This is a genomic window from Vibrio sp. Vb0598 (assembly GCF_033338935.1).
Taxonomy (GTDB): Bacteria; Pseudomonadota; Gammaproteobacteria; order Enterobacterales; family Vibrionaceae; genus Vibrio; species Vibrio alginolyticus.
This window is the reverse complement of record NZ_JAWOTP010000025.1, coordinates 18,610-42,442: the sequence shown is the minus strand read 5'-3', so window position 1 is coordinate 42,442 and position 23,833 is coordinate 18,610. Positions and strand designations below refer to the sequence as shown.

The 23,833-nt window shown below is 46.2% G+C and carries 21 protein-coding genes; 14 read left to right on the top strand and 7 right to left on the bottom strand.

Going from position 1 to position 23,833, the window contains the following annotated elements:
- Nucleotides 1–21: 21 nt before the first annotated feature.
- Nucleotides 22–1,668, bottom strand: coding sequence for a chaperonin GroEL (gene groL / locus R7Q38_RS20030; RefSeq protein ID WP_005381509.1), 1,647 nt, complete (start codon nt 1,666–1,668; stop codon nt 22–24).
- Between the two features lie 77 nt (nt 1,669–1,745).
- Nucleotides 1,746–2,036 carry a co-chaperone GroES gene (locus R7Q38_RS20025; protein WP_005381516.1) on the bottom strand — a complete coding sequence of 97 codons (291 nt, stop codon included), beginning with the start codon at nt 2,034–2,036 and terminating at the stop codon, nt 1,746–1,748.
- Nucleotides 2,037–2,276: 240 nt separating this feature from the next.
- Between R7Q38_RS20025 and R7Q38_RS20020 the strand changes: the two genes are divergently transcribed.
- Nucleotides 2,277–3,659 (top strand): MATE family efflux transporter, encoded by a 1,383-nt coding sequence (locus R7Q38_RS20020; protein WP_017635565.1) that lies wholly within the window; start codon nt 2,277–2,279, stop codon nt 3,657–3,659.
- A gap of 89 nt (nt 3,660–3,748) precedes the next feature.
- On the opposite strand, the gene pfkA is transcribed toward R7Q38_RS20020, so the two are convergent.
- The 3 genes from pfkA to R7Q38_RS20005 all read right to left on the bottom strand — a co-directional run bounded on the left by pfkA (nt 3,749) and on the right by R7Q38_RS20005 (nt 6,527).
- Nucleotides 3,749–4,711 carry a 6-phosphofructokinase gene (gene pfkA / locus R7Q38_RS20015; RefSeq protein ID WP_005381521.1) on the bottom strand — a complete coding sequence of 321 codons (963 nt, stop codon included), beginning with the start codon at nt 4,709–4,711 and terminating at the stop codon, nt 3,749–3,751.
- 283 nt (nt 4,712–4,994) lie between these two features.
- The gene (gene fieF / locus R7Q38_RS20010) at nt 4,995–5,903 is read right to left on the bottom strand and encodes a CDF family cation-efflux transporter FieF (RefSeq protein WP_025768809.1); all 909 of its coding nucleotides are present in this window, start codon (nt 5,901–5,903) and stop codon (nt 4,995–4,997) included.
- A gap of 111 nt (nt 5,904–6,014) precedes the next feature.
- The gene (locus R7Q38_RS20005) at nt 6,015–6,527 is read right to left on the bottom strand and encodes a CpxP family protein (protein WP_047104268.1); all 513 of its coding nucleotides are present in this window, start codon (nt 6,525–6,527) and stop codon (nt 6,015–6,017) included.
- Between the two features lie 190 nt (nt 6,528–6,717).
- On the opposite strand from R7Q38_RS20005, the gene R7Q38_RS20000 reads away from it, so the two are divergent.
- The 4 genes from R7Q38_RS20000 (at nt 6,718) to trmL (ending at nt 10,200) form a co-directional block, all read left to right on the top strand.
- On the top strand, nt 6,718–7,407 hold the full coding sequence (locus R7Q38_RS20000) for a response regulator (protein WP_005382384.1): 690 nt from the start codon (nt 6,718–6,720) through the stop codon (nt 7,405–7,407).
- A complete protein-coding gene (gene cpxA / locus R7Q38_RS19995) occupies nt 7,407–8,801 on the top strand; it encodes an envelope stress sensor histidine kinase CpxA (protein WP_054579327.1) in 1,395 nt (464 codons plus the stop codon). Before R7Q38_RS20000 ends, cpxA begins: the two co-directional genes overlap by 1 nt.
- Nucleotides 8,802–8,975: 174 nt before the next feature.
- Nucleotides 8,976–9,584, top strand: coding sequence for a superoxide dismutase (locus R7Q38_RS19990; RefSeq protein ID WP_005382382.1), 609 nt, complete (start codon nt 8,976–8,978; stop codon nt 9,582–9,584).
- A 136-nt stretch (nt 9,585–9,720) separates the two neighbouring features.
- Nucleotides 9,721–10,200, top strand: coding sequence for a tRNA (uridine(34)/cytosine(34)/5-carboxymethylaminomethyluridine(34)-2'-O)-methyltransferase TrmL (gene trmL, locus R7Q38_RS19985; protein WP_005382381.1), 480 nt, complete (start codon nt 9,721–9,723; stop codon nt 10,198–10,200).
- Between the two features lie 70 nt (nt 10,201–10,270).
- Here the strand turns inward: trmL and R7Q38_RS19980 are convergent, their stop codons facing one another.
- Complete coding sequence (locus tag R7Q38_RS19980; RefSeq protein WP_005386383.1) at nt 10,271–10,789, bottom strand: FxsA family protein; 519 nt, start codon at nt 10,787–10,789, stop codon at nt 10,271–10,273.
- A 431-nt stretch (nt 10,790–11,220) separates the two neighbouring features.
- Between R7Q38_RS19980 and aspA the strand changes: the two genes are divergently transcribed.
- From aspA to R7Q38_RS19960, 4 genes are all read left to right on the top strand, one after another.
- Nucleotides 11,221–12,672, top strand: a complete 1,452-nt coding sequence (gene aspA, locus R7Q38_RS19975; RefSeq protein ID WP_005382379.1) for an aspartate ammonia-lyase — start codon at nt 11,221–11,223, stop codon at nt 12,670–12,672.
- 176 nt (nt 12,673–12,848) lie between these two features.
- A complete protein-coding gene (locus R7Q38_RS19970) occupies nt 12,849–14,156 on the top strand; it encodes an anaerobic C4-dicarboxylate transporter (protein WP_005382378.1) in 1,308 nt (435 codons plus the stop codon).
- Between the two features lie 161 nt (nt 14,157–14,317).
- Nucleotides 14,318–16,150, top strand: a complete 1,833-nt coding sequence (locus R7Q38_RS19965; protein WP_064368833.1) for a protein-disulfide reductase DsbD — start codon at nt 14,318–14,320, stop codon at nt 16,148–16,150.
- A 194-nt stretch (nt 16,151–16,344) separates the two neighbouring features.
- Complete coding sequence (locus R7Q38_RS19960) at nt 16,345–16,974, top strand: response regulator (protein ID WP_005382375.1); 630 nt, start codon at nt 16,345–16,347, stop codon at nt 16,972–16,974.
- Here R7Q38_RS19960 and R7Q38_RS19955 read toward each other — a convergent pair.
- Complete coding sequence (locus R7Q38_RS19955; RefSeq protein WP_005382374.1) at nt 16,971–18,722, bottom strand: potassium/proton antiporter; 1,752 nt, start codon at nt 18,720–18,722, stop codon at nt 16,971–16,973. The two genes, R7Q38_RS19960 and R7Q38_RS19955, sit on opposite strands and share 4 nt — an antisense overlap.
- A gap of 520 nt (nt 18,723–19,242) precedes the next feature.
- Here R7Q38_RS19955 and R7Q38_RS19950 point away from each other — a divergent pair.
- From R7Q38_RS19950 to R7Q38_RS19930, 5 genes are all read left to right on the top strand, one after another.
- Nucleotides 19,243–19,506 (top strand): DUF4212 domain-containing protein, encoded by a 264-nt coding sequence (locus tag R7Q38_RS19950; RefSeq protein ID WP_005382373.1) that lies wholly within the window; start codon nt 19,243–19,245, stop codon nt 19,504–19,506.
- Between the two features lie 12 nt (nt 19,507–19,518).
- Nucleotides 19,519–21,246 carry a sodium:solute symporter family protein gene (locus tag R7Q38_RS19945; RefSeq protein WP_005382372.1) on the top strand — a complete coding sequence of 576 codons (1,728 nt, stop codon included), beginning with the start codon at nt 19,519–19,521 and terminating at the stop codon, nt 21,244–21,246.
- 108 nt (nt 21,247–21,354) lie between these two features.
- On the top strand, nt 21,355–21,837 hold the full coding sequence (locus tag R7Q38_RS19940; RefSeq protein ID WP_005382371.1) for a hypothetical protein: 483 nt from the start codon (nt 21,355–21,357) through the stop codon (nt 21,835–21,837).
- Between the two features lie 199 nt (nt 21,838–22,036).
- Nucleotides 22,037–22,414: a hypothetical protein gene (locus R7Q38_RS19935; protein ID WP_005382370.1), complete on the top strand. Its 378-nt coding sequence runs from the start codon at nt 22,037–22,039 to the stop codon at nt 22,412–22,414.
- A gap of 17 nt (nt 22,415–22,431) precedes the next feature.
- A complete protein-coding gene (locus tag R7Q38_RS19930) occupies nt 22,432–23,817 on the top strand; it encodes a class II fumarate hydratase (RefSeq protein WP_176311193.1) in 1,386 nt (461 codons plus the stop codon).
- Nucleotides 23,818–23,833: the final 16 nt, after the last annotated feature.

The following is a 23,833-nucleotide window of genomic DNA, read 5'->3' as shown; positions in this document are numbered from 1 at the left end:
AGAGCGATGAGATAAGCTGGCTTACATCATGCCGCCCATACCGCCCATGCCACCCATGCCGCCCATGTCAGGCATCGCTGGCGCGTCTTTTTGCGGTAGGTCAGTAACCATCGCTTCAGTTGTGATCATCAGACCTGCAACCGATGCTGCGAATTGTAGTGCAGAACGAGTAACTTTAGTTGGATCTAGGATACCCATTTCTAGCATGTCGCCGTATTCGCCTGTTGCCGCGTTGTAGCCGTAGCTACCTTCACCCGCTTTCACGTTGTTCGCAACAACTGAGTCTTCCTCACCAGCGTTCTTCGTGATTTGACGGATTGGCGCTTCCATTGCACGTAGTGCAACGCGGATACCAACGTTTTGTTCTTCGTTGTCACCCGTTAGGTGAGCAATCTTAGATGCCGCACGGATAAGTGCAACACCACCACCAGCAACAACACCTTCTTCAACCGCTGCGCGAGTTGCGGCTAGCGCATCTTCTACACGGTCTTTCTTCTCTTTCATTTCAACTTCGGTCGCTGCACCGACTTTGATTACTGCAACACCGCCAGCTAGTTTAGCAACGCGCTCTTGTAGTTTCTCTTTGTCGTAGTCTGAAGTTGCGTCTTCGATTTGTTGACGAATCTGAGCAACACGGCCAGAGATCATCTCTTCTTCACCGATACCATCGATGATAGTCGTGTTTTCTTTCGTGATAGAAACACGCTTCGCTTGACCTAGATCTTCTAGTGCAACTTTTTCTAGCTCTAGACCGATCTCTTCAGAAATCACAGTACCGCCAGTTAGGATAGCGATGTCTTGTAGCATTGCTTTACGGCGGTCACCGAAACCAGGTGCTTTCACAGCTGCAACTTTTACAATGCCACGCATGTTGTTCACAACCAATGTTGCTAGCGCTTCGCCTTCTACATCTTCTGCAATGATAAGCAGTGGACGAGATGCTTTCGCGACAGCTTCTAGCGTTGGAAGAAGCTCACGAATGTTTGAGATCTTCTTATCAACAAGAAGAATGAATGGGTTTTCTAGATCAACACTGCCTGATTCTTGGTTGTTGATGAAGTAAGGAGACAGGTAACCGCGGTCGAACTGCATACCTTCTACTACGTCTAACTCGTCTTGTAGCGCCTGACCTTCTTCAACCGTGATAACGCCATCACGACCCACACGCTCCATTGCTTCTGCAATGATATTACCTACGCTTGCGTCTGAGTTTGCAGAGATAGTACCAACCTGCGCGATCGCTTTTGTGTCGTTACATTCAACAGAAAGCTCTTTTAGTTGCTCAACTGCCGCAGCAACAGCTTTGTCGATACCACGCTTAAGATCCATTGGGTTCATGCCCGCTGCGACTGCTTTTAGACCTTCGTTAACGATAGATTGTGCTAGTACCGTTGCTGTTGTTGTACCGTCACCCGCTGCGTCGTTTGCTTTAGACGCAACTTCTTTAACCATTTGTGCGCCCATGTTCTGGAATTTATCTTCCAGCTCGATTTCACGCGCTACTGATACACCATCTTTAGTGATAGTCGGTGCACCAAAAGATTTGTCTAGAACGACATTACGTCCTTTAGGACCCAGTGTTACTTTTACTGCATCAGCCAGAACGTTTACACCTTCCAGCATTTTAACTCGTGCGTCATTACCAAATTTAACGTCTTTAGCAGCCATCTTTGATTTCCTTTCTAAAATTCTTTGTGTGTAATTTCGTAATTGAATCTGAGCAAAAAATTACTCAATGATTGCTATTATTCAACGATCGCCATGATGTCGTTTTCAGACATGACAAGCACTTCTTTACCGTCGATTTTTTCAGTTTTTGTACCGTAACCTTCAGCGAAGATAACGGTATCACCGACTTTAACGTCTAGTGGCAGTACGGTGCCGTTTTCTAGGATGCGGCCTTTACCCACAGCTAGAACAACACCGCGAGTCGATTTTTCTGCAGCAGAACCAGTCAGAACGATGCCACCAGCAGACTTAGATTCAACTTCTTTACGTTCAACGATAACTCGGTCATGTAATGGACGAATGTTCATCGGTCGTCTCTCCTGAAAATTTCCATGTTTATTTGATAATTGTCCTTAGGGACTGTAGCCCCAGACACGTGATCCCTATATAAGGGGTCGAAGCAGCGATCCCAAGGGGGTGGCACAAAATTTTTGTGACTTAGTTAAAATAACGAACAACTAGGCAACGGTTTGCGTTAGAAATGCTCACTCGCTCGGCATCTCGCTTTCTTGTATCCTTGCAGTTTGCTCACCAGATAGTTGTCACACATGCAGGAAAATAACAAGCTGGAACCCCAAGCGACCGATAAGCATGGTTTGTTGACCGCACCCATTCCTGAAACGCTGCGGAAAATGACCGTACCCATGACCATGGGCATGATCGCAATTTTGATGTTTAACTTGGTGGACACGTTTTTTATCTCGTTGCTTGGCACTCAAGCGCTAGCGGCTATCAGCTATACCTTCCCTGTAACCTTTGCGGTTAACTGCATTACGATGGGGATTGGGATGGGACTATCGACCAATATTGGTCGCTTGCTTGGGCAAGGTCATGCACCACAAGCTGCACGGTTCACCACCCACGGTTTGTTATTAGCCGTGTTACTTGTGGCTATCGCGTCTTCTATTGGCTTTACCACCATTGCGCCATTGTTTCGTTTTCTTGGTGCGTCTGATGATCTCATCCCTCTTATTGAGCAATATATGCAGGTCTGGTATCTCACCATTCCTCTGCTAGTGATCCCAATGGCGGGCAACAGTGCTATCCGAGCTACTGGCGACACAAAAACACCAGCAAAAGTCATGATGTTGGCTGGTTTGATTAATGGCATGCTCGATCCATTGTTGATTTTCGGTTATGGCCCTTTTCCGGAACTTGGCATTCAAGGCGCAGCCATAGCAAGTGCCTTTAGCTGGTTAGGTGCTTTGTGTGGCTCATTCTATGTGCTAATTAAACGGGAAAAATTGCTTGCTCAACCCCAATGGGCTTTGCTGAAACAAGACTGGCAACAGACACTAAAAATTGGTACCCCTGCAGCGCTATCAAACGCGATGAATCCGTTGTCCGGTGCCATTCTGATGATGCTGTTATCCAACCACGGTACGGCGGCGGTTGCTGCTTACGGCGCAGCGCAGCGTATTGAGTCTATATTGATTTTAGTATTGATGTCGCTGACCTCTGCCCTCACACCGTTTATGGCACAAAATTTAGGAGCCAAACAACCGCAACGAGCCTTTTCCGGTTTATTTATTAGCATGCGTTTTGCAGTGGTATTCCAAGGGTTTATCTTCTTGATGATGGTGCCACTGAGCATTCCTCTGGCTGCGCTGTTTTCTCAGGAAGATGCGGTGAAAAACCTGCTTTGGCATTATTTACTGGTGGTGCCATTTAGTTATGGCTTCCAAGGCATCGTAATGATGTTAGTCAGTGGTTTGAATGCGATGCACAAGCCATTGCGTGCATTCCAGTGGAGCTTTATGCGGCTGTTCATTTTTACCTTGCCTTCGGCGTGGGTCGGGAGCCAAATCTACAGCATTGAAGGCTTGTTTATCGGTATCGCGGTTGGGAATACGTTGGGTGGGCTACTGGGATACTTGTTTGCGCTGCGCGAGCGCAAATTAACGCTCATAGAGCAGAGCAGCGTGTCTTAACACTCGTCTATCACTAGTTTCTTTTTGTTGATTCTCAAATACAAAAAACCGCGGAAAGCCGCGGTTTTGTTTATCTATTTCAAGCTTACTTAGAACAGTTCTTCAGCAACTTTGTATAGATCGTTGCGTACTGGACGCTTCATGTTTTCGATTGCGTCGATGATATCGTGGTGAACAAGTTGCTCTTTCACGATACCTACACAACGACCACCATGACCTTCGATCAATAGGTGAACAGCGTAGTTACCCATACGAGATGCTAGTACGCGGTCAAATGCAGTTGGACGACCACCACGTTGGATGTGACCAAGTACTGTTGCACGAGTTTCACGACCTGTCGCGGCTTCGATGTCACGTGCTAGTTCATTAGCATCCATCATTAGCTCAGTAAGCGCGATGATCGCGTGTTTCTTACCTTTAGCGATACCATCTTGGATGTTGCTGATCAGCTTGTCTTTGTCTAGACCAGTTTCCGGAGTGATGATGTATTCACAACCGCCCGCAATTGCAGACATCAGAGTCAAATCACCACAGTGACGGCCCATGATTTCTACAATTGAAATGCGTTGGTGAGATGAAGAAGTATCACGTAGACGGTCGATTGCATCGATAACGGTGTTTAGTGCACTTAGGTAGCCCACTGTGTAATCCGTACCTGCGATATCGTTGTCGATTGTGCCCGGAAGACCGATACATGGGTAACCCATTTCAGTCAGTTTCTTCGCACCCATGTACGAACCATCACCACCGATTACCACTAGTGCATCGATACCATGTTTTTTCAGGTTCTCAATCGCTTTTTCACGAACTTCCACTTGTTTAAATTCAGGGAAACGTGCAGAACCTAGGAACGTACCACCTTTGTTGATCACATCTGAAACGCTAGAACGATCTAGCTTCTCGATGCGGCCTTCGTATAGGCCTAGGTAGCCGTCGTACACACCGAATACTTCCAATCCTTCGGATAGTGCTGTACGTACTACGCCGCGTATCGCAGCGTTCATACCAGGTGCGTCACCGCCACTTGTTAAAACACCGATCTTCTTAATCATGCTCACCCTCGATCTTTGGCAATCAATTATTTAATTTTCTTTTAGGCCCCTTGTTACCAAGCAACCTGCATAATCCAGAACTGTGCGTTATGTTACATTTCCTCTACAGGATTACCAATGAAAACGCACTTTTTTATGTAACTTTTCTACTTATGTAAGAGTATTACAGTTTCTCTATGAAACTTTGTTGATTCATATCAGGATCACGAATCTTAATAAGTATTGATGGAAAGATAGTCAATAAGTACCTGTTTGTCGTCGGGCACTGATGGATTTTTCAAGCCTACCAATCTTGCGCTTTCTGCTCTTTCTCTGGTCCGAAAACGACAGACAATGGATCTTGATGGATCAATACATCCGCATCAGGAAACAGAGCCAATAAATTATCTTCCACTTTATCAGCGATGTAATGCGCCTCAATTAATCGTAAGTTATCGTCTAGCTCTAAATGCAACTGTATAAAGCGCGTCGGTCCTGACATTCGCGTGCGTAACTGATGCACACCCAATACCCCTTTTACGCTCAAACAAGCTTGGTTAATTTGCTCAAGTTCTTCATCGGGCAACTTTCTATCAAGTAAGGTTTGAATCGCTTCGCTGACCATTTTGAAAGCGCTATAAAGAATGAAGACACCAATACCAATCGCAAACACAGCATCCGCTTGAGTCACTCCAAAATAACTGAGCCCCAGAGCCACCATGATCGCAGCATTCATATACAAGTCAGTCTGATAATGCAGAGAATCCGCCGCTATTGCTTGGCTCCCCGTCACGCGAACCACATGTTTTTGGAACATCACCAAGCCAAGTGTGACCACAATCGCAAACAGCGATACATACACACCTAACTCCGGTGCGTGTAAAGCATGTGGGCGGAAAAATCGGTCAATCCCGTTAAGAATCAAAAATACTGCCGAGCCCGAAATAAACATTGCTTGGGCTAGGGCCGCTAAGGACTCAGCTTTACCATGTCCAAACGTATGTTCGCGGTCTGCCGGTTGTAAGGCGTAACGAACCACCACAAGATTCACAACCGAAGCCGCGATATCTAACATGGAGTCAATCAATGACGCCAATAAGCTCACTGAGCCGGTTACCCACCACGTGATGACTTTTACTATCAGAAGAAGCGTCGCCACAATGGTTGCAGTCCAAGCGGCGGTCGTAACTAAACGTGCGTATTGCTGTTTCATAATCAAAGAGTTAACTAAAACCATACGTTGAGTATATTGAATGACCATGAAATAACCAGATCAAAAAGAGGCAACCAATGGCTGCCTCTTTATATAACATCAATTCATGACTTAATTATTGCGCGACTTTTCCATGCGCTTGTGCATTCTGTCGCCACACTCTTGCATACGTTCATTTTGTAGCTCAACAAATTTCGCTTTCTGCTCAGGTGTTAATACGCTAAGCATTTGGTGCTTTCTTTCTAGCATTTGCACGCGACGTTCCGTTTGGCGCTCAACCATCTCTTTTGCTAACTCGGTAGCTTGAGCTTCATCAAAATTATCCGCCAGCAAAAGCGATTGCACTTTTGCGTGATGCGCTTGACGCTCAGCCATACGTGCTTCTTTGCCATCAGCGAATTTTGCTTTCATTTCTGCTTTGTTTGCTTCACGCATTTCTTTTAGCTGATCTTTTTGTGCATCAGTCAGGTCTAGTTGACGCATGACACCTCGGTCCATACCCATGCCGCATTCGTCACGAGGACCTTTATGATGGTTTTTACCACCGTAAGCGAATGCGCTTGCGGCGCCAAGAGTAAGAGGTAGAACAACAGCAGCTAACACAAGTTTTTTTGCAGACTTCATAATACGATTCCTTACACAGGTGAGTGGTTCTTCTGAGCTGTTCTCACAGCGCTTGAGTATAGAATACGACCCGCTAGGTAAAGCGACGTATAGGGAGCGTAAAGAATCGTAAAGAGTGATTTTTCTCCTCTTCGTTGCGCATCATTCCAATGTAATATTAGGCTATCGGTAACTTACTATAGGTGCCCCCATGGCAAACATTCTTTTAATCGATGACGATATCGAGCTAACCAGCTTATTAAAAGAAGTACTCAGTTTCGAAGGGTTTGACGTCAGCGAAGCAAATGACGGTGAAGCCGGCTTAGCCGCGATCAATGATAAGATTGATTTGATTTTGTTGGATGTCATGATGCCAAAACTCAATGGCATGGAAACGCTGAAACGCTTACGTGAAAATTGGGAAACTCCCGTCTTGATGCTGACCGCTAAAGGGGAAGAAATTGATCGCGTGATCGGCTTGGAACTGGGCGCGGATGATTATTTACCAAAACCTTTTAGTGACCGAGAGCTGTTGGCGCGTATCCGTGCGATTTTACGCCGCACTAGCAGCACACAAAAAAATACCAAAAACAGCGATTGCATTGAGTATCAAGAAATCCGCCTCTATCCCGGTAAGCAAGAAGCGTATTGTGAGCAACAGCTACTCGACCTCACGGCAACCGAGTTTGCGCTACTCACCCACTTCGTACAAAACCCAGGACAAGTGCTGACCAAAGAGACACTGAGCTTAGATGTGCTTGGTAAACGACTCGCTGCTTTTGATCGCGCTATCGATATGCATGTCTCGAACTTACGTAAAAAATTACCAGATCAAAGCAATGGCAAGCCGCGAATTAAAACCCTGCGTGGTCGTGGCTACATGCTGCTTGAGGAGGATTAATGCACCTATCACGCATCAAACTGCCAAACATCAATAGCCTGTATGGACGCATCTTTGCCATTTTTTGGTTCACCATGTTATTAGTATTGATAGCCGTGCTATCACTGCCACATTTGGACCCACGCAAAGCTCGCGATATTCCAGAAGAACACTACAAACGTATGGTAGAAACGCGTGACTCAATCCAACAAAAATACAGCCAGCAAACTGATTTAGGCCGCATACTTTTTCGTATCGAGGGCAACCGCCACGGCAAGCACGACCCTCGCCCACGAGTCTTTTTTTCTGACTACAGCGGTAATGTTCTTACGACAGAAAAACGCAGCAATTTTCAATTGCGTGCCATGCAAAACTTTGTCACCAGTATCGAAGATTACAATAATCCAAAGCAGAAGCTGTATGGTCGATACATGATTGCGGGCCCAATTCCTATTACTTTGGCAGGTTCCGATATCTTGATGTACGTGGGCTTCAAATGGAATGAGCCACCACCTCTACTCCTGCGTCTGTTTGATCACCCATTCCAGCTCTTGCTTGCGGTCATGTTGGTTAGTACACCATTGCTGTTATGGCTTGCTTGGGCTTTGAGTCAGCCTGCACGTCGTCTTGAAGCCGCTGCTCAACGTGTGGCGAAAGGTGAATTTGTCACAGACCCAAATTTAGAAAAAGGTACGGCGGAATTTCGTCAAGCAGGTAGCAGCTTCAACCAGATGGTCGAAGCGGTTAATCAAATGATTTCAGGACAACAACGTTTGCTATCCGATATCTCTCACGAGCTGCGCTCACCTTTAACTCGTCTACGCATGGCAAGCGCATTAGCGACGCGTAAACAAGGAGAAAGCCCAGAATTGACTCGTATCGATACCGAAGCGCAGCGCTTGGAACAGATGATCAGCGAACTATTAGAGCTTTCTCGCATGCAGGCGAACAGTCATATGACTCGCGAAACACAGCCATTAGAAAGTTTATGGGAAGAGATCATTAAAGATGCGCAGTTTGAAGCAGAGCAAATGGGCAAACAGCTACACTATTCAGAATTACCTAAGCGCAATATTTCCGGTAACCCTAAACTGCTGATGAGTGCGGTGGAAAATATCGTTCGTAACGCTATTTACTACGGAAAAGATGAGGTACAAATCGACATCAAAGCCGATGACGATACGCTTCGTATCACGGTTGACGATAATGGAGAAGGTGTACCAGAAGAGGAACTGGCCGCGATTTTTCGCCCGTTCTATCGCGTTTCCACGGCACGCGATCGCCACTCTGGCGGCACAGGTCTCGGCCTAACCATTACCGAAAGTGCCATTCGCCAGCACAGTGGCACGATCGCAGCCAGCCGAAGTCCTTTAGGCGGATTGCGCATGAGTATCACCTTACCGATCAATTGTTAGTCTCAATTTGATGAACTAACAATAATTCGCACCATATTTCTAGAGTGAGTGATTAACAGCCCCACCCTCACTTTAGAAATTGGTGAGGCTTCGTAGAATACCCTTACAAAGATCAAAGTTGATAATAATTATCGTTAGCATTAAAGTGAATTTTCCAATTAAGGAGGATTTACTATGTCACATACATTTCCCGCTCTGCCTTATCCGTACGATTCACTAGAGCCGTACATCGACGCGAAAACCATGGAAGTGCATTACAGCAAACACCACAAGACGTACTTTGATAAGTTTGTAAATGCCGTTGAAGGGAGCGAGCTCGAAACTCAGTCATTAGACGAGATCTTTGACAATATCTCTAAGCTCAGTCCAGCAGTACGTAATAATGGGGGCGGCTATTACAACCACATCATTTATTGGAATTGCATGTCACCAAACGGTGGCGGAGAGCCTCAAGGCGCGCTTGCTCAAGCAATTAACGATAAATTTGGTAGCTTTGCGCAATTTAAAGAGGCGTTTGCCCAAGCTGCCATCAATACCTTTGGGTCTGGCTTTGCATGGCTGATCGTAAAAGATGGTGAGATTCACATTACGTCCACCAGTAATCAAGACAACCCTCTGATGGACGTAGTGGATGTGCGCGGTGAACCAATCCTCGCATTAGACGTGTGGGAGCACGCGTATTACATCAGCTACCAAAACCGTCGCCCAGAATATATTGATGCGTGGTGGAACGTCGTCAACTGGCGAGCAGTTGAAGAAAACTATGCTCACGCTCTCTTATAAAGAGCATCACTACTTACGGTATTAACATCCGCGCTAATGCCTGCTTTCATACCCAGGTCAATCTTGCTGAATCTCGCATATCTCGGTGACTTGGGTATATACTGCCCCTCTCTTTGACCAACTCTATTTCAATACCATGTTTGATATCGCTTTATACGAACCAGAAATCGCGCCGAACACCGGCAACATCATTCGACTATGCGCCAACTGCGGTGCAAACCTTCACTTAATTGAACCTCTGGGTTTCGATCTTGAAGAGAAAAAAGTCCGCCGTGCTGGTTTGGATTACCATGATTTAGCTCGCGTAACACGCCATAAAAACTATCAAGCGTTCTTAGAGTATTTAGAGAAAGAGAAGCAAGGTAACTATCGATTGTTTGCCTGCACCACCAAAACCACAGGTCACCACGTTGATGCACAATACCAAGCGGGTGATGTTTTGATGTTTGGTCCAGAAACTCGTGGCTTGCCTGCTGAAATCATCGATAGCTTGCCAATGGAGCAGCGTATTCGCATTCCAATGATGCCAGATGCGCGCAGCCTAAACCTTTCGAATGCCGTTGCGATCATTGCTTTTGAAGCATGGCGTCAAATGGGCTTTGAAGGCGCATTGTAAGCAGCACGAATTCCAAATACAGAAAAGGGCGCTTGGTGCGCCCTTTTGTTTTCTTTACTGTCTAACTCAATCAGTTGAGCTTGTTGCGATCATCATCGTCTTTACGCTCGTATTCCCCTTCGAAGGTCTTGCCATTATCTGACTGGGAATCAAATGGGTCACGACGGAACGGGTCTTGCTCAAATGGCCCCTGGTTAGAGAAACCACCTTGGAAGCCACCACCATGCATGGTTTTCACCACCATTTTGCTCATCAAGTATTTAGCTATCGCGGCGCGTGGCGCAGGAAGCAACACCAACATACCAAGGGCATCGGTCATAAAGCCCGGGGTTAACAGTAGCACGCCAGCCACCGCTAGCATTACGCCTTCAAAAATTTGCTGGGCTGGAATTTCACCTTGTTCAAGACGCCCCTGTACTGACATCAGTGTTTGTATACCTTGGCTACGAACCAACGACGCACCAACAAATGCAGTGATTAAGACTAGTGCAATGGTCGGCCATAAACCTAAAAAGCCGCCCACCTGAATAAATAAGCCGATTTCAATGATCGGAACAAAAATAAACGCTAATAATAAGATAGGAAACACACGCCCTCCTTTGTTTAATTCAGTGTAATGGTAAAAGCAGACTAAGCTCAAACGAATCGTTGTAAAAAAGCGTGTTCATACTGGTCTCCTTCTTTTTTAGACAAAGTAGCGGGAGCGCGTTTCATTCAATTGCATACCGATTTTTTCGTGCTTTTAAAGTGCTAATTTCGAACTCTAAAAACTCATGTTTGTCGAGGAAAATCGAGTACCCATAAAGGGTTATTAATAACCCGTTCATACTTTGCAAATTATTGACTCATGAAAAACGAAAAAGGTGATCTAGTTACTATTTTTATGCGCTAGGTGCAGTATCATGTGCCACATAAGTCAGGACGGATTTTCCAGCCAAAAATTCTGATGAATGGATTCTAGATTGCAGAAATGGCTAATAAATAACTTTATTATCAGAATTATCATCTAAGGATCCTGCTATGGCTACCCTATCTGATGCTCCAAAAACAGCAAACCCAGCCACTCGTATTGAAGAAGATCTATTAGGTCAACGTCATGTCCCTGCAGATGCGTACTACGGTATTCATACGCTACGTGCGATCGAGAACTTCAACATCTCTAATATGACCATCTCTGACGTACCAGAATTTGTACGCGGCATGGTAATGACCAAAAAAGCAGCAGCGTTAGCAAACAAAGAACTTGGCGCTATTCCAAAAGACGTTGCAAACTACATCATCGAAGCGTGTGATTTGATCCTAGAAACTGGCAAGTGTATGGATCAGTTCCCATCAGACGTATTCCAAGGCGGTGCAGGCACTTCAGTTAACATGAACACGAACGAAGTGATCGCAAACGTCGCGCTTGAGTTGATGGGTAAAGAGAAAGGCCAATACGAATTTGTTAACCCAAATGACCATGTAAACAAGAGCCAATCAACCAACTGTGCGTACCCAACAGGTTTCCGTATTGCAGTATACAACAGCGTACACAAGCTAATGGAAGCAATTGAGTACCTAAAAGGCGCATTCGAACTTAAAGCCGTTGAGTTTAAAGATGTACTGAAAATGGGCCGTACTCAGCTTCAAGACGCAGTACCAATGACAGTAGGTCAAGAGTTCCATGCGTGGGCGGTAACACTAAACGAAGAGATTCGTGCTCTAGATTACACATCTAAACTCCTCCTAGAAATCAACCTAGGCGCAACCGCAATCGGTACTGGTCTAAATACACCAACTGGCTACCAAGCGCTTGCAGTAAAACACCTAGCGGAAGTAACAGGCCTTGACGTTGTTGCAGCAGAAGACCTTATCGAAGCAACGTCTGACTGTGGTGCATACGTAATGACTCACGGCGCGCTAAAACGCCTAGCAGTGAAACTATCGAAGATCTGTAACGACCTTCGTCTACTTTCTTCTGGTCCTCGTGCGGGTCTAAATGAATTGAACCTACCTGAAATGCAAGCAGGCTCTTCAATCATGCCAGCTAAAGTAAACCCAGTTATCCCAGAAGTAGTAAACCAAGTTTGCTTCAAAGTTCTCGGTAACGACAACACGGTTTCTTTCGCAGCAGAAGGCGGTCAGCTACAGCTAAACGTAATGGAACCTGTGATCGCACAAAGTGTGTTTGAGTCTATCTCTCTACTACACAACGCGTGTGTGAACCTACGCGATAAATGTATCGACGGCATCACTGTGAACAAAGAAGTTTGCGAAAACTACGTTTACAACTCTATCGGTATCGTCACTTACCTAAACCCATACATCGGCCACCACGAAGGTGACATCGTAGGTAAGATTTGTGCAGAAACTGGTAAGAGTGTTCGTGAAGTCGTGCTAGAGCGCGGTCTGCTTACAGCAGAGGAGCTTGATGAAATCTTGTCAGTAGAAAACTTCATGCATCCTACTTACAAAGCAAAACGTTACGAGTAATAACGAATCTGAAGGGGGCCACTCAGGCCCCTTTTTTAGGCTCTCATACGGTTAACCACATTTTTTATATGCTTTTATTGCCGCTAAACCACTAGGTTCTCATTCTCTGAGCATTTACTCCTGTTCCTGAGTGTTCAAAAAATCAGAATCAAATAAAAAACTAAAGAGGTATCAATATGGTCATGGTCGAACTCTTCGTGGTTCTGCTCTTCATCTATTTGGGGGCAAGAATCGGTGGTATCGGCATTGGTTTTGCCGGTGGTGCTGGGGTCATTGCGTTGTCTTTGATCTTGGGCGTACCAACAAGCCAAGCTTACATTCCCGTTGACGTAATTTTGATCATCATGTCTGTAATCACCGCTATCGCAGCAATGCAGGTAGCGGGTGGTTTAGACTGGATGGTGCAAGTTGCTGAAAACTTTTTGCGCAAGCATCCTGAGCGCATCACCTTTTATGCGCCTATCGTAACTTACCTAATGACATTAATGGCGGGTACTGGCCACACGGCATTCTCTACTTTGCCAGTGATTGCAGAAGTAGCGAAAGGCCAAGGCGTGCGCCCTTCTCGTCCACTGTCTATCGCGGTCGTAGCATCGCAAATCGCTATCACCGCATCACCAATCTCAGCGGCTGTTGTAGCGTTCGCGGCAATGCTGCACCCATTTGGCGTTGACTACCTAACACTACTAGCAATCTGTATCCCAACGACGTTCATCGCGTGCATGATCGGTGCGTTCGTGGCGAACTTCATGGGCTGTGAGCTAAAAGACGATGCTGAATACCAAGAGCGTCTAGAAAAAGGCTTAATCAAGCTAAATACAGAAGCAAAACGCGAAATCCTACCAACAGCGAAGAAAGCAACATTCATCTTCCTAGGCGCAATCGCATTTGTCGTGTGTTACGCAGCAGCAATTTCTGGCTCTGTTGGCCTTATCGAGAACCCTGCTCTAGGTCGTAACGAAGCTATCATGACGGTAATGCTAGCAGCTGCGGCAGCTATCGTAATGAGCTGTAAAATCGATGCTGGCAAAATCCCAGCCGCAGCAACATTCCGCTCTGGTATGACAGCGTGTGTGTGTGTTCTTGGTGTGGCATGGCTAGGTTCTACGTTCGTTAACGCGCACGTTGACGGCATCAAAGAAGTGGCTGGTGCGCTACTAGCAGACTACCCATGGATGCTAGCACTTGTTCTATTCTTCGCTTCAATGCTGCTTTACTCACAAGGTGCAACCACTGTTGCGCTGATGCCAGCAGCACTAGCAATCGGTGTCGCACCACTTACCGCAGTTGCATCTTTCGCAGCAGTAAGTGCGCTATTCGTGCTGCCAACTTACCCAACGCTACTTGCCGCGGTTGAGATGGACGACACGGGTTCAACTCGTATCGGTAAGTACGTATTCAACCACCCATTCTTTGTACCTGGTGTGGTAACCATCGCTTCTGCGGTAGCACTTGGCTTCGCATTCGGTGGTCTACTGATCTAGTAGAAACAGAGTCTTACTCGGGGAGCTTCGGCTCCCTTTTTTATTGCCTGTTGTCTTGATTTATGCTCAATAAATCTTCATTTTCATGAAACTTATTGACTCGCCTCCGGGTCTGATTGAGTTACACTAACGGCAATTATCTAAGATGAATTGACTCTTTTATGCGCGCATTACTTTCCGTTTTACTCTTAGGGCTCATTACCTTTTCCACTCCGTCTTTAGCTTTATTTGGCAAAGACCAGTTTAACAGTAGCCAGAACAACAGTTTTGGTAGCAGCAGCGACAGCTTTGTTCCGGTTGATCAGGCGTTTCCATTTAACTTCTACCAGCAAGATGACAAATTGATGCTCGATTGGCAGGTACGTGACGGGTACTACCTATATCAAGAGCGCTTGTCTGTAGCTGGTGAGAAAGTATCGCTAGGCGAACTGCAAATGGAAGACGGCACACCGCATAAAGATGAATTCTTTGGTGACGTGCATATCTATACTCAACCTCTCTTCGTTAATGTACCAATGCATGATTGGCAAGACGGTGCGCGCGTGGTGGTGCAATACCAAGGTTGTGCGAAAGCAGGCTTCTGTTACCCGCCAGAAACTCGCGTGATTCCTATCAGCGCGTTTACTTCGTCGAACTCAGATTCAACAGCGGCGACGACAATACCAAAAGCAGAACAAGCACCAACAGCAACGCCACCAGCGGCGCAATCATCTACGTCTGATGACACATCATCAGCGCCAGTAACACAGCAAGATAGCCTTGCAGCCAACCTTGCTGATAACTGGTGGACACCACTTCTGTTCTTGGCGCTTGGTGTGGGCTTGGCGTTTACACCTTGTGTGCTGCCGATGTACCCAATTCTGACCAGCATCGTGCTTGGCAGTGGCAAACTGAGTCAGCGCCGTGCGCTAGGCTTGTCGTTTGTCTATGTACAAGGCATGGCGCTGACTTACACCCTACTCGGCCTTGTGGTGGCATCTGCAGGTATGCAGTTCCAAGCAGCAATGCAACACCCTTATGTGCTGATTGGCTTGAGCGTACTGTTCATCGCACTCGCTTTGTCTATGTTTGGTCTGTACTCATTACAGCTACCAAGCAACGTTCAAACATGGTTGAATAACTTAAGTAATAAGCAACAGGGCGGCAGCAGTGCAGGCGTATTCGCCATGGGGGCGATTTCTGGACTGGTTTGTTCTCCTTGTACCACGGCACCTCTGTCTGGTGCGCTGCTTTACGTAGCACAAAGTGGCGACTTACTCACCGGTGGGGTCGCCCTTTACGCACTAGCGATGGGCATGGGTATTCCGCTGATCCTTGTAGCGGTATTTGGCAACAAGTTGCTACCAAAAGCCGGCGGTTGGATGGACCGAGTGAAAACACTCTTCGGCTTTATTCTGCTTGCCGCACCTATCTTCTTACTAGAACGCATCATGCCAGAAATGTGGTCAACGATTCTGTGGTCAGCACTGGGTATTGCTGCTTTTGGTTGGCTATACCACATCAAAAACAGTCTAGAGTTTGGTGGCTGGAAACAAAGTGCCGTGGGCATAATCGCCGTCTTAGGTTTGCTAGCCTCAGCACAACCTACCTTAAATTACTGGTTTGGCAACAGCACAACACAAACTCAGCAAGCCACTGTTAGCTTTACTCGCATTGCTAACGTGGCGGAGCTTGAAGAACAACTGGCACTTGCGAAAGCGGCAGGTAAACCCGTCATGCTCGATTTCTACGCCGATTGGTGTGTAGCATGTAAAGAGTTTGAAAAGTACACCTTCCATGACCCAAGCGTCGAAGCCAAACTGCAAGACTTCGTTCTTCTGCAAGCGGACGTGACCAAAAACCAAGTGCAAGACATCGAACTACTGAAGCACATGAGTGTGCTTGGTTTACCAACAATTGAGTTTTGGGATGCCAGTGGTGAACACGTTTCAAACGCTCGTTTGACGGGCTTTATGCAAGCCGAGCCTTTCTTAGAGCATATCAAGCAGTTCTGATAACCAGATATTCAAACGCCAGTGATGTCCACTGGCTTTTTTTGTTGCTCAGATTTGAATAAGAACATTGCGTTTATATGCAATTTTCCTAATAAAAGTCGATTTGGTTCAGACTTTTAGCGAATAAATATTGTCCACTCTCTCAAAGCTGGACAATAATAAATTTAACGAAATAGTCAAAAGTGTTTAACGTCATGGATTCGACCTACACCATCATTATTGCAGATGATCACCCACTCTTCCGGAATGCCTTGTTTCAATCTATCCACATGGCTATTAGTGGTGCAAATTTGCTGGAAGCGGACTCACTCGACGCACTTCTGGCTTTGTTGGAGCGAGAGGAAGAACCAGATTTAGTGCTATTGGATCTCAAAATGCCAGGAGCAAATGGTATGTCTGGCTTGATTCATTTGCGAGCAGAGCATCCAGATTTACCTATCGTCGTCGTTTCAGCGAGTGAAGAGCCGGCGATCGTGACGCAAGTGAAAAGCCATGGTGCATTTGGTTTTATTCCCAAGTCCAGCGACATGCGCGAATTAGTGAACGCGCTCAATCAAGTGCTGAATGGCGACCCATACTTCCCTGAAGGGTTGATCACCAATAACGCGGCATGTAATGACTTAGCGGAAAAGATTGCTGCGCTAACACCGCAGCAATATAAAGTGTTGGGAATGTTGTCCGATGGCTTGCTGAACAAGCAAATCGCTTACGAATTGAATGTTTCAGAAGCCACCATAAAAGCGCACATGACAGCGATTTTCCGTAAGCTCGGTGTAAAGAACCGCACGCAAGCCGTGATTATGCTGACGGAAATGAGCGACTAGATTGACGTCTTATCGTCAGACTTACTTTTTTCGTTTGGCAATCGGATACCGACTTTAGTGACCTGCTGATCAACAACATCAGCGACGATCCAATGCAAACCTTGCCACTCGAAATGGTCTCCCAATACTGGCGTGCTACCTAATTGCTCTTCGACAAGGTTTCTCAAGCTTTTATCCAGCGGTTCATCCCCCAGATTCAAACCATACATCACGGCAATATCGGCAAGCTTCACTTCAATATCGAGGAAGAAGTCACCGAAGAATCGCGCTAGCGACGCTTTCTCTGGGGCTTCACTAAACAGTAAGCTCAGTGCATCTAAATCCTTTTCTTGTGCTAATACACACAAGGTATCATCTTCCTCAAGACGTGTACTGCCGGATGGGTGCAATAGCTCTTTACTGCGAAATACAGCGGCGATACGCGTTCCTTCCGGCATCGAAAGACTACGTAATGGCTCACCAATGCACCATTTATCTGCTTTAAGTCTATAGATAAACAGCTCCCACTCACTGGTCGGGTAAATCTCTACACCCGTACGCGAAATTGGCTCAGGCTTAGAAGGTAGCTCGACCTTTGCAAGAGACATCGCCTTAGTCAACGTGCCCCCTTGTACTATCAAAGACACCATTACTACAAAGAATGCCAAATTGAAGTACAGTTGAGCATCTGGCAACCCTGCCATCATTGGAAATACCGCGAGGATGATAGGTACAGCGCCACGCAATCCTACCCAAGAGACAAACCACTTTTCACGTGGCGTGAAACTCTTGAATGGCAGTAAACCAATCCAAACTGAGATTGGTCGGGCAAACAAAATCATCCCGAAAGCAAGCGCAAGACCTGGCAACGCAATAGAGAGTAAATTGGATGGTGTAACCAACAAGCCAAGCACCAAGAACATACCAATTTGAGCTAGCCACGTCATACCATCTAAAACATGAAGAATAGAATGGCGGCTGCGTGTTGGACGGTTACCTAATAAAAGACCAACAAGGTAAATCGACAAAATACCACTGCCACCCAAAGTGTTAGATAAAGCAAAAATAAGCAAGCCACCACTGACCGTTAAAATAGAATACAGCCCATCTGGTAATTGATTGCGATTGATAACTTTCCATAAGATCCAGCCACCAGCGAAGCCAAGTAACGCGCCGATACCAAACTGCTTAAGAAAACTGAACGCCAAAAAGCCCGCACTTAAATCTGCGCCAGGGTTCGCTAAAATAGCAATCAGAGTTACGGTCAGAAACACCGCCATTGGGTCATTGGTGCCGGATTCAATTTCCAGCGTTGAACCAACACGTTCGTTCAGGCTACGACCTTTGAGTAGAGAGAAGACCGCGGCAGCATCGGTGGAACCAACAATCGCACCAACCAATATGCCTTGCAATAAATCTAAGTCGAATAACCACGTTGCCATCAGCCCGGTCAAAATGGTGGTGATCGCAACGCCAAATGTCGCCAAAGAGACCGAGGGCCATAACGCAACCCTAAAGCTGGCGACCCGCGTTCTCATCCCACCATCAAGCAAAATGATGGCTAATGCGAGGTTACTAACCAAATAAGCGATCGAAAAGTTATCGAATAAAATGCCGCCTAAGCCGTCTTCCCCCGCTAGCATTCCAACGGCTAAAAATACCAAAAGAATTGGGATTCCCAACTTAGAAGACACTGGGCTTAAAAGAACGCTAAGTGCGATTAACAACGCACCTATTAGAAAAAAACTGTTAATGGTGTCTGCGTCCATTCTCACCCTCCCTTAATGAAAAACGATAATAATTGTGATGAGCAAGGCTACTTCGTTAATGAGGTAATGCCCTAATCTGCCTCCCCTTTACACCGTCTCAAAATGCGAGGTTGTACGAGAATGACTCAGTTATATTACTTTATTGTGCGTTAAAACGGTGATTTGATGCGAAAACTTTATGTAAATAAATTACTTGTGAGCTTTCTTATCTACGCCTTCTCTCTTTAAGAGCCACAAGATCACCACCAATACTTACACAGCATCTCCAAGTTCAATGAAGAAAAGATTAATGGCCCGTCTTAATCATGCCTGTTTATCCAATCAACCTTTAGACCTTTGGCTAACTTAACAGTTTATTAACATAACGTTTTACCCCTTTGTTCGCTGCAAAAGCCCATAATATGGGGGTTCTTCATTTTTAACACCCCGACTAAAGTTGAAAAGAGTTATTGCCAACACCTTGCTAATGTACATATTGAAACATTTCATTAACAACAATACCAATCGTAAGGAGACGGCAATGGCATTTGAAAGCGAAGAAAGAGCCAAAGCCTATTGGGACAAAAACGTGAAGCTCATGATCGGCCTAATGGTCATCTGGTTCGTCGTGTCTTTCGGCTGCGGCATTTTATTTGTCGACGTACTAAATCAATTTCAACTAGGCGGTTACAAACTCGGTTTCTGGTTTGCTCAACAAGGCTCCATCTATGCCTTCCTAGGAATTATTTTCTATTACGCATGGAAGATGCGCCAAATTGACCGTGAATTCGGCGTGGACGAATAAGGAGTCACTCAGATGGATTTGAAAACTATTACCTACCTGGTCGTTGGCGCCACGTTCATCCTGTACATCGGGATTGCTATTTGGGCTCGCGCCGGCTCAACCAAAGAGTTTTATGTTGCTGGTGGCGGTGTAAACCCGATTGCAAACGGTATGGCAACCGCAGCCGATTGGATGTCCGCAGCGTCGTTTATCTCAATGGCAGGCTTAATTGCCTTCATGGGCTATGGCGGCTCAGTATTTCTAATGGGTTGGACTGGTGGTTACGTTCTGCTTGCGCTGTTGCTAGCACCTTACCTACGCAAATTTGGGAAGTTTACGGTGCCAGAGTTTGTTGGTGAACGCTTTTACTCCAATACCGCACGTATCGTAGCGGTTGTTTGTCTTATCATCGCATCAGTGACTTATGTTATCGGTCAGATGAAAGGCGTAGGTGTTGCGTTTGGTCGCTTCTTAGAAGTGGACTACTCCACTGGCCTATTAATTGGTATGTGTATCGTTTTCATGTACGCGGTTCTTGGCGGCATGAAAGGCATCACTTACACGCAGATTGCTCAATATTGCGTACTCATTCTTGCTTACACTATCCCTGCAATCTTTATCTCTCTGCAACTCACTGGTAACCCAATCCCACAAATTGGTCTGGGGAGTACCATGGCTGGTACCGATGTCTATCTACTCGATCGGCTTGACCAAGTTGTGACCGAACTCGGATTCAGTGAATACACGACCCAAGTACGTGGCGACACACTTAATATGTTTGTCTACACCATGTCACTGATGATTGGTACTGCCGGTCTACCACACGTAATTATCCGTTTCTTTACGGTGCCGAAGGTTCGCGACGCACGTACATCAGCAGGCTGGGCTCTGATCTTCATCGCAATCCTTTACACTACTGCACCAGCGGTATCAGCGATGGCTCGCCTCAACCTAATGAATACGGTAAATCCAGCTCCGGGTCAGCACCTAGCGTATGACGAGCGTCCTGCGTGGTTCAAAAACTGGGAAACAACTGGACTACTCGGTTTTGACGATAAAAATGGCGATGGCAATATCCAATACACTTCAGATGCGTCCACCAACGAACTGCGCGTTGATAACGACATCATGGTATTGGCTAACCCAGAGATCGCTAAACTACCAAACTGGGTGATCGCACTTGTGGCAGCAGGTGGTCTTGCAGCTGCACTATCTACCGCAGCAGGTTTACTACTCGCCATTTCTTCAGCTATTTCCCATGACTTAATCAAAGGGGTTATCAATCCGAACATATCCGAGAAAAAAGAGCTACTTGCTAGTCGAATATCAATGGCAGTAGCGATAGCAGCCGCAGGCTATCTCGGTTTAAATCCGCCTGGATTTGCCGCAGGTACGGTAGCACTCGCCTTTGGTCTTGCCGCTTCATCCATCTTCCCTGCATTGATGATGGGCATCTTCAGCAAGAGCATCAACAAAGAAGGCGCAATCGCCGGTATGATTGCAGGTATCAGTATTACGCTGTTCTACGTATTCCAACACAAAGGCATCCTTTTCGTTGCTGATTGGAAATATCTAGAAAGCTGGGGAACAAACTGGTTCCTGGGTATTGAGCCAAACGCGTTTGGTGCTATTGGCGCACTATTTAACTTCATCGTCGCATTCGCTGTCTCCAAAGTAACAGCAGAAACGCCACAAGAAGTAAAAGACCTAGTCGAACACGTTCGCGTGCCAGTAGGTGCTGGTAGTGCAGTGGATCACTAAAAACTAATCAAAACCACAAAAGCCCCGTTTGGAACCAGCCGTCCGGGGCTTTTTTATTCTCACTTTTCAGTTACCATATTCGCAGTATGTCGTTGCAAGGAAGCCAAGATGTTCAAAAACAAGCACTTTATTCTCGCTCTACTGATTGCGCCAGTTCTCTCTTTGATCGCTTACTTCGGTACCGATATGGCCCTCAGCGAGAAGCCCCACGCGGCGCAAGAAGGGGAAACTTACAAACTCGCGAGTAAGTCTAATTGTCGTTACACCAGCGGTCTGTGTGATATGGAAAATGGCGATTTTAAAGTGAAATTTCGCTCGGAAAAACTCACTAAAAATAACTTAGAATTGTCACTCAACGCCGCTTACCCACTCGAAGGGGTTAAAGTTTCTATTGTGAGTGACAAAGAGAAAAACGCTCAACCGATTGATATGAAGCCCGCCGATCAAGCAGGCCAAAGCTGGTACATCACCTTACCAAAGCCTGCATCTGCAGAAAGCTGGTTAAGAGTCGTCATTCAATCAGGCGGCACACTGTATTATGGTGAAACGCAAACCGCATTTGTGAAGTACGAAACCTTATTTACTGAATAACGCTGACAAGCTAATTCACTGGTCTTCAAATGACAGTGACTTAGTTTCACTCAGCATAAATGAACTCCTACTCAGCCGACGCCTTTGCGTCGGCTTTTGTTTCCGTAAGTCTTTCTTCAACAACCTCTTACTGTAAAAAGGGTTGCCAACTCACAAGTTAATTGATAATAATTATCATTACATTTAATGAGAGGTGGTTATGGACAACAAACGGGACATCTTTAACGCATTTTTTAAAGCCCAAGATAGATTCCTTCTCGCCGCACCACATGGCTTTGAGCCAGACGTGATTCATGACTATATTCATTGGGGAATGGTGTTGTCTTCCTGTTATGAACACGATGCCGATGAAGAAAATCTATTGTTGTGTGAGCTGTTTTTACGTCAGGTTTATTTCCATTTACTAGACGCAATTCAAGACTCAACTCGCAGTCGTATCTTCCGTCGTGTCTGTCTCGATTCTATCCATACGCCATTATTTTGCCTCAAACGCTATTACTACCAGTTTGAACAAGGCGACGTGAAATTTCTCGCACTACAACAACAATTACGCCTGATTCAAATCTCACTCGATTAACCAAAAGGATCCCTACCATGAGCACCGAATTCCGCATAGAAACTGACAGTATGGGCGAAGTAACGGTCCCTGCAGATGCTCTCTACCAAGCCCAGACTCAACGCGCCGTCGATAACTTCTCATTCAGTCAACATAAAATGCCATCTGGTTTTATCAAAGCGTTAGCACACATCAAGCAGACTGCGGCACTCACCAACGCACAGCTAGGGCTGCTTGAGGGAGATATTGCCAACGCGATTGCTGACGCAGCTCAAGCAATTATCGAAGGCAATCATATTGAGCAATTCCCAATTGACGTGTTCCAAACGGGATCTGGCACTAGCTCAAATATGAATGCGAATGAAGTAATTGCAACACTGGCCTCCCAGCATCTAGGCGGCACTGTCAGCCCTAATGATCACGTCAACATGGGGCAAAGCAGCAACGATGTGGTACCAACGGCCATTCAAGTTAGCGCAGCATTAGCCATCGAAAAACAGCTCTTCCCGGCCCTGTCACACCTCAGCCAAACACTAGAGTCTAAACAGCAAGCATTGAAAGATGTTGTAAAAACCGGTCGCACCCACTTAATGGACGCGATGCCAATTACCTTTGCTCAAGAACTTGGCGGTTGGCAGTTCCAAATCGAGCATGCAAAACAAGCGATTGAACAAGCTCTTCCTGCTGTAAAAGCCTTAGCCCAAGGTGGTACGGCGGTTGGAACGGGGATCAATGCCGATCCACGCTTTGCAGACTTATTCGCTAGCAACCTAACCCAGTCAACTCGTATTCAGTTCACGGCCAGTGATAACTTCTTTTTCAATTTAAGCAGTCAAGATGCGATCGTCGCTCTGTCGGGACAGCTCAAAACAGCAGCAGTTGCGATCATGAAGATCGCAAACGATCTTCGTTGGATGAATTCAGGCCCATTGGCTGGTTTAGGTGAGATTGAATTACAAGGCTTGCAACCGGGTTCTTCCATCATGCCTGGCAAAGTAAATCCTGTGATCCCAGAAGCCGCAGCGATGGCATCAGCGCAAGTCATTGGTAATGACACCACCATTACCGTCGCAGGCCAAGCGGGCAACTTCCAGCTTAACGTCATGCTGCCAGTTATTGCTCATAACGTATTGGAGAGCGTCGAGTTACTCTCTAACAGCGCAACCGCTTTAGCTGACAAAGCCATTGCGACGTTTGAAGTTCGCCAAGATAACTTGGATGTAGCACTCGCCAAAAACCCTATTTTGGTCACGGCTCTCAACCCGGTCATTGGTTACCTAAAAGCGGCAGAAGTCGCGAAAAAAGCCTACAAACAGGGACGCGCGATTATTGATGTCGCGGAAGAAGAAACTGATTTGGATAGAGCCACACTAGAGCGATTACTTAATCCAGCCAAACTGACTCAAGGCGGCGTCGCAGAATAAGCGGCAAACTCAGCCT

Excerpts from the sequence above, each read along its gene's own strand:
- trmL (WP_005382381.1), top strand. The coding sequence starts at position 9,721 with ATGTTTGATATCGCTTTATACGAACCAGAAATCGCGCCGAACACCGGC.
- R7Q38_RS19945 (WP_005382372.1), top strand. The coding sequence starts at position 19,519 with ATGGATTTGAAAACTATTACCTACCTGGTCGTTGGCGCCACGTTCATC.
- R7Q38_RS19930 (WP_176311193.1), top strand. The coding sequence starts at position 22,432 with ATGAGCACCGAATTCCGCATAGAAACTGACAGTATGGGCGAAGTAACG.
- R7Q38_RS19970 (WP_005382378.1), top strand. The coding sequence starts at position 12,849 with ATGGTCATGGTCGAACTCTTCGTGGTTCTGCTCTTCATCTATTTGGGG.
- fieF (WP_025768809.1), bottom strand. The coding sequence starts at position 5,903 with ATGAAACAGCAATACGCACGTTTAGTTACGACCGCCGCTTGGACTGCA.
- pfkA (WP_005381521.1), bottom strand. The coding sequence starts at position 4,711 with ATGATTAAGAAGATCGGTGTTTTAACAAGTGGCGGTGACGCACCTGGT.
- R7Q38_RS20025 (WP_005381516.1), bottom strand. The coding sequence starts at position 2,036 with ATGAACATTCGTCCATTACATGACCGAGTTATCGTTGAACGTAAAGAA.
- R7Q38_RS20000 (WP_005382384.1), top strand. The coding sequence starts at position 6,718 with ATGGCAAACATTCTTTTAATCGATGACGATATCGAGCTAACCAGCTTA.
- R7Q38_RS20020 (WP_017635565.1), top strand. The coding sequence starts at position 2,277 with ATGCAGGAAAATAACAAGCTGGAACCCCAAGCGACCGATAAGCATGGT.
- aspA (WP_005382379.1), top strand. The coding sequence starts at position 11,221 with ATGGCTACCCTATCTGATGCTCCAAAAACAGCAAACCCAGCCACTCGT.
- R7Q38_RS19990 (WP_005382382.1), top strand. The coding sequence starts at position 8,976 with ATGTCACATACATTTCCCGCTCTGCCTTATCCGTACGATTCACTAGAG.
- groL (WP_005381509.1), bottom strand. The coding sequence starts at position 1,668 with ATGGCTGCTAAAGACGTTAAATTTGGTAATGACGCACGAGTTAAAATG.
- R7Q38_RS19960 (WP_005382375.1), top strand. The coding sequence starts at position 16,345 with ATGGATTCGACCTACACCATCATTATTGCAGATGATCACCCACTCTTC.
- R7Q38_RS19940 (WP_005382371.1), top strand. The coding sequence starts at position 21,355 with ATGTTCAAAAACAAGCACTTTATTCTCGCTCTACTGATTGCGCCAGTT.
- R7Q38_RS19965 (WP_064368833.1), top strand. The coding sequence starts at position 14,318 with ATGCGCGCATTACTTTCCGTTTTACTCTTAGGGCTCATTACCTTTTCC.
- R7Q38_RS19935 (WP_005382370.1), top strand. The coding sequence starts at position 22,037 with ATGGACAACAAACGGGACATCTTTAACGCATTTTTTAAAGCCCAAGAT.
- R7Q38_RS19950 (WP_005382373.1), top strand. The coding sequence starts at position 19,243 with ATGGCATTTGAAAGCGAAGAAAGAGCCAAAGCCTATTGGGACAAAAAC.
- R7Q38_RS19955 (WP_005382374.1), bottom strand. The coding sequence starts at position 18,722 with ATGGACGCAGACACCATTAACAGTTTTTTTCTAATAGGTGCGTTGTTA.
- R7Q38_RS20005 (WP_047104268.1), bottom strand. The coding sequence starts at position 6,527 with ATGAAGTCTGCAAAAAAACTTGTGTTAGCTGCTGTTGTTCTACCTCTT.
- cpxA (WP_054579327.1), top strand. The coding sequence starts at position 7,407 with ATGCACCTATCACGCATCAAACTGCCAAACATCAATAGCCTGTATGGA.